This is a genomic window from Kaistella sp. (assembly GCF_041824135.1).
Classification (GTDB): Bacteria; Bacteroidota; Bacteroidia; order Flavobacteriales; family Weeksellaceae; genus Kaistella.
This window is the reverse complement of sequence record NZ_JBGZYM010000098.1, coordinates 1-5188: the sequence shown is the minus strand read 5'-3', so window position 1 is coordinate 5188 and position 5188 is coordinate 1. Positions and strand designations below refer to the sequence as shown.

The following is a 5188-nucleotide window of genomic DNA, read 5'->3' as shown; positions in this document are numbered from 1 at the left end:
TTTATGTACGTACGAATCCTGCATGTCACAAAAATAGCAATTAGAATTTAGAAATGAGAATTTAGAGATTAGAATTTCTAACATCTAACTTCTAGCATCTACCATCTTTTCTTATCTTTACCAAAATTAATTTTCTATGCTCAAAGCAGGTTTAGTTGGCGCAGGTCATTTAGGAAAAATCCATTTAAAGTTACTTCAACAATCAGAAAAGTATGACTTGGTCGGCTTTTATGATGCTGATAAAGAAAATGGTAAAAAATTAGAAAGCGAATTCGGTTATACGTTTTTTGAAAATTTCGAAGATCTATTAAATGAAATCGAAATGCTCGATATCGTAACTCCAACTCTGTATCATTACGATTACGCGATGAGAGCGATCCAGAAAAGAATTCATTTTTTCATTGAAAAACCTATTACACAGACTTTAAAACAAGCAGAAGAAATTCTTTACAAATGCCGTGAATTCGGGATTAAGGCTCAAGTTGGTCACGTAGAAAGATACAATCCAGCTTTTATTGGGTCGAAAGATTTCATCAAAGATCCCATGTTTATTGAGATTCACCGTTTGGCAGAATTCAATCCTCGTGGAACTGATGTTTCCGTAGTTTTAGATTTAATGATTCACGATCTGGATATTTTGCTGTCTATTGTGAAATCAAAAGTGAAGAATATTCATGCAAGTGGCGTTTCTGTGGTTTCGAAATCTCCGGATATTTGTAATGCCAGGATCGAGTTTGAAAATGGATGTGTTGCCAATTTAACAACTTCCAGAATTTCAATGAAAGCCATGCGTAAATCTCGATTTTTTCAGAAAGACGCTTATATTTCTGTAGATTTCTTAGAGAAAAAAGCTGAAGTGATCCGCATGAAGCCTGCTCCTGAAAACCCAAGTGATTTCGATATGATCATTGAAAATGCGGAAGGAGAAAAAAATCAAATTATTTTTGAATATCCGAACATCCAGCCTAATAACGCTATTTTGGATGAATTAGAAAGTTTCGCAGATGCGATTACCGAAGATAAAATGGTAGAAGTTTCTTTGGAAGACGGAACCGAAGCTTTGAAAGTAGCTTTGGAGATTGTGAGATTGATCTCTTAGCGTCATGAATTATTATCAAACGAGTTTACATGAAAAAAACATTTATAATCACTGCTCTACTTCTTTTCTTTTTAGGTTATTCCCAATCTTTAAAAAGGGAGATCAACCAAATCATCAAAGGTAAAAACGCAACCGTCGGAGTTTCTGTTTTAGATTTTGAAAACAACAAATCGATAAGCATTAATGGCAACAAACATTTGCCGATGTTGAGTGTTTTTAAATTCCATATTGCGTTAGCAGTTTTAGATCAGGTTGATCAAGAAAAATTGAGGTTGGATCAAAATATTTTGATTAAAAAATCAGAACTTCTATTAAATACCTGGAGCCCGATTCGGGAGAAATATCCGGAGGGAAATATCGAAATGCCTTTAAGTGAACTGATCAAATATACGGTTGCACAAAGTGATAATAATGGTTGCGATATTTTATTGAGATTAATTGGCGGAACAGAAACTGTGCAAAAATTCATCAATTCGAAAGGAATTAAAAATTTTCAGATTAAAGCTGATGAAGAAAAAATGCACCAAGGCTACGAGTTTATGTATTGGAACTGGACAACGACCAACGCGTCAAACACTTTATTAAAAAAGTTTTATGACGGAAAAGTAGTCTCAAAAAATTCGACTGATTTTTTAATGAAAACCATGCTCGAAACCAACACCGGCGCAAATAAAATCGTCGCTCAATTGCCAAAAGGAACTTGGGTCGCACATAAAACTGGTTCTTCCGGAAAAGATGAAAAGGGATTAACCGTTGCAGAAAATGATATGGGAATCATCACACTGTCAAACGGAAAACATTACGCCCTAAGCGTTTTCGTGTCAGATTCTATGGAAAGTGAAGCGACAAATACCAAAATTGTTGCGGATGTTTCTAAAATTGTTTTTGATTATTTTAGCAAAAAATAAATTGAATGAAAAGATTTTTTTTACTAGGATTTCTCTTGATTCAAACCTTACTATTTTCGCAAGAGAAATGGGACATTCAATTTTATAATGAAGTTGTTAACCGAGAAGTTTTTATTTACTCAGACAATAAAGAAGAAATGCCAATATCTGCACAGTTTCAATTCAAACTAAAGAATCTAACCTGTACGCTTCCTAATGACGAAATAGTTGTAATTCCGCCAAAAACCCGAAAGTTTTTGATTGCAAAGTTAGCTCCGATAAAAGCAAACGAAGGAAATTCTTTTTCTTACTCCAATTCGTATAATTTTGGAAACGCACTTCAGGAAACCTTTGATGATGATTACATCTATTCTTTGCCTTTCGAAAAAGGAAAAACACAATCGATCTTCCAGGGATATGACGGCAAGTTTTCGCATCAGAATGAATTTGCGTTAGACTTTGATTTAAAAATTGGTGCTCCAATTTTGGCTGCCCGCGACGGAATTGCGGTGGTCGTCATCAATAATAATACGAAGAGTTGTCCCAATATTTCCTGTGCGAAATACAATAACAAAATCGTGATCATGCACAGCGACGGAACTTTTGCAGATTATTCTCATTTAAAATACCAAGGTACAAGCGTGAAAAAAGGCGATCATGTAAAAAAAGATCAACTCATTGGGTATAGTGGAAGTACGGGTTTTGCAAGTGGACCCCATTTACATTTCGCGGTTTTCATCAATAGAATAGACGGAAAAAGAACATTTATAAAAACAAAATTTAAAACTTCTGAAAGTGACGTAACACTTTTGGAAGAAGGAAAAAGTTATACTAAAAATTATTAAAAATTTAAAAATGAATAAAAATATTGTAGTGATCGGCGCAGGAACCATGGGAAACGGAATTGCACATACTTTTGCACAAACCGGATTTCAAGTTAGTTTGGTTGATGTTTCACAAGGAGCTTTGGATAAAGGTTTGGCAACGATTACTAAAAATCTGGACCGTATTATTTCTAAAGGAAATATGACTGAAGACCAAAAAACAACTACTTTAAGTAACATTTCGACTTATACTGATTTAGCAGATTGTGCAGAAAAAGCAGATTTAATTGTAGAAGCGGCCACAGAAAATCTGGATCTGAAGTTGAAAATTTTCAAACAAATGGATGAGTTGGCTCCAAAGAATTGTATTCTGGCAACCAATACTTCTTCGATTTCTATTACTAAAATTGCGTCGGTTACCAATCGTCCAGACAAGGTAATTGGAATGCATTTTATGAATCCGGTTCCGATCATGAAACTGGTAGAAATAATTAAAGGTTACTCTACTTCAAAAGAAACTTTTGACGAGATCTACGAAATGAGCAAAACGTTGGGGAAAGTTCCGACAGAAGTGAATGACTATCCAGGTTTTGTAGCGAACAGGATTTTGATGCCAATGATCAATGAAGCGATCGAAACTTTATACAACGGCGTTGCCGGCGTTGAAGAAATCGATACCGTAATGAAACTGGGAATGGCTCATCCGATGGGACCTTTACAACTAGCAGATTTTATTGGATTAGACGTTTGCTTGGCGATTCTCAATGTGATGCACGACGGTTTCAAAAATCCAAAATATGCACCGAACCCATTATTAGTTAATATGGTAATGGCTGGAAAGTTAGGCGTGAAATCTGGAGAAGGATTCTATGATTACGCAGAAAGTAGAAAAGCCGAAAAGGTTTCGAATCGGTTTGTGAAATAATTAAGTACGATTTTTAAAAACATCAGAGGTTTATTTTTAATGAAAAAAAATAAGGAAAAGATAATCCTAATTCTATTGGTCATTGCAACTTTTGTGATGACCATTCTTCGTTTTTTGTGGAATGAGAAAGGACGTGTAAATCCGGATTCACTGCGATTTATGCGAACGTCAAAAGTATTTCCGGAAATCGACAATACAACTACTCCGCTTGGCTATCCATTGAGTTTAAAGTTTTTTACTTTATTTGGTTTTGATGAATTTTGGGCGAGCAAACTCATCGGACTTGGAGCCTATTTATTTCTCGTTTTATTCGCCTGGAAAAAGAATTTCTATTTGAAAGAAATCATTTTAATTGGTGGACTTTTTAGCTTCGTTTCCATCTTTTCCTATACGATGAGTGAAACGTTGATTTTACCTTTTGTTTTTATATTTCTTTATCTGGCTTATCAAATTATTACGGAGAAACTAAAAGGTTTAAAGGCGATTTTATATTTAAGTTTGATTCTAATTGCTTTGTATAATATTCGCTATCCTGCTTTATTTATCATGTTTGCGACTGGAGTTTTTGGGGTTTTCAATTACAAAAAAAGCTATGGAAAGACTTTTATCTATTCTGGAATTATCGGTTTGGTTTTCGTGATTTTATATAAGTTTTTGTTCATCGATTATTTTAATGAAAATTACGTCGATAGTTTTTTAGAAATCGGTCTACATCCTACTTCGAAATTATTAACAGAACTTTTTGAAGGACTGACAACGGTTTTTAATCCTTTCATTCATATTTTAAATCCAGCGGGAGGAATCGTTAATTATGGAATTATAGGAATTGGATTACTTAATATCATATTAATGCTATTCCTTTTCCTCAAAAATAAATTAACTGAAACTGAAAAATTCTTCCTTACAATTGGCGGAATCGGAATAGCCTGTTCTTTTTTTATTCAATATTTTTATTCTGTAAATCCTCTAGATTATCGCCTTTTAGCACCGTTCACATTATCAATTTGGTTGGTGTATTTTAAAAAATTGTATGATATTTTTGGTAAGCTCACTTATGCAATAACTGCCTTTAGCTTGTTGACCGGATTTGCTTTTACTTGGCTTGCCCGCGGAAACTACTTAGAAAACCGACAAGAAATAAAAACTTTTCTACACGACGAGGATTTAGAAAATGGAAGGCTTAATTTCTACATGGAAAGTGAGGAGGAACTGGAGAAAATGAGAATCGCAGAATTAATCAGTACCGTGAACCCGAATGTAAAAGTGACCTTTAAACCAGAAGATACACTCAAAAATAACACTTTAACAAAATACAAAGTTTTACAAAAAATTAAAATTGACAAGAATCAATTTCAATAAATAATTATTATCTTTGACCCAGTTATAAACATTAAGAAAATGAAATTACCAAAGTTTTTATTAGCAGACAATTCAGATTTTCCTGAAGATCTAT

5 protein-coding genes are annotated in these 5188 nt (G+C 33.9%); all 5 read left to right on the top strand.

Going from position 1 to position 5188, the window contains the following annotated elements:
- Positions 1 to 136: 136 nt before the first annotated feature.
- The 5 genes from ACEYOS_RS12525 to ACEYOS_RS12505 are packed head-to-tail and all read left to right on the top strand — an operon-like array spanning position 137 to position 5094.
- Positions 137 to 1099: a Gfo/Idh/MocA family protein gene (locus ACEYOS_RS12525; RefSeq protein WP_373708195.1), complete on the top strand. Its 963-nt coding sequence runs from the start codon at positions 137 to 139 to the stop codon at positions 1097 to 1099.
- Positions 1100 to 1128: 29 nt separating this feature from the next.
- Entirely contained in the window at positions 1129 to 2007 is an 879-nt protein-coding gene (bla, locus tag ACEYOS_RS12520; protein WP_373708194.1) for a class A beta-lactamase, subclass A2, read from the top strand.
- A gap of 5 nt (positions 2008 to 2012) precedes the next feature.
- Positions 2013 to 2831, top strand: coding sequence for a M23 family metallopeptidase (locus ACEYOS_RS12515; protein WP_373708193.1), 819 nt, complete (start codon positions 2013 to 2015; stop codon positions 2829 to 2831).
- A 10-nt stretch (positions 2832 to 2841) separates the two neighbouring features.
- Positions 2842 to 3735, top strand: coding sequence for a 3-hydroxybutyryl-CoA dehydrogenase (locus tag ACEYOS_RS12510; RefSeq protein ID WP_373708192.1), 894 nt, complete (start codon positions 2842 to 2844; stop codon positions 3733 to 3735).
- Between the two features lie 39 nt (positions 3736 to 3774).
- The gene (locus ACEYOS_RS12505) at positions 3775 to 5094 is read left to right on the top strand and encodes a hypothetical protein (protein ID WP_373708191.1); all 1320 of its coding nucleotides are present in this window, start codon (positions 3775 to 3777) and stop codon (positions 5092 to 5094) included.
- The last annotated feature ends 94 nt before the right edge of the window (positions 5095 to 5188 follow it).

Excerpts from the sequence above, each read along its gene's own strand:
- ACEYOS_RS12525 (WP_373708195.1), top strand. The coding sequence starts at position 137 with ATGCTCAAAGCAGGTTTAGTTGGCGCAGGTCATTTAGGAAAAATCCAT.
- bla (WP_373708194.1), top strand. The coding sequence starts at position 1,129 with ATGAAAAAAACATTTATAATCACTGCTCTACTTCTTTTCTTTTTAGGT.
- ACEYOS_RS12515 (WP_373708193.1), top strand. The coding sequence starts at position 2,013 with ATGAAAAGATTTTTTTTACTAGGATTTCTCTTGATTCAAACCTTACTA.
- ACEYOS_RS12510 (WP_373708192.1), top strand. The coding sequence starts at position 2,842 with ATGAATAAAAATATTGTAGTGATCGGCGCAGGAACCATGGGAAACGGA.
- ACEYOS_RS12505 (WP_373708191.1), top strand. The coding sequence starts at position 3,775 with ATGAAAAAAAATAAGGAAAAGATAATCCTAATTCTATTGGTCATTGCA.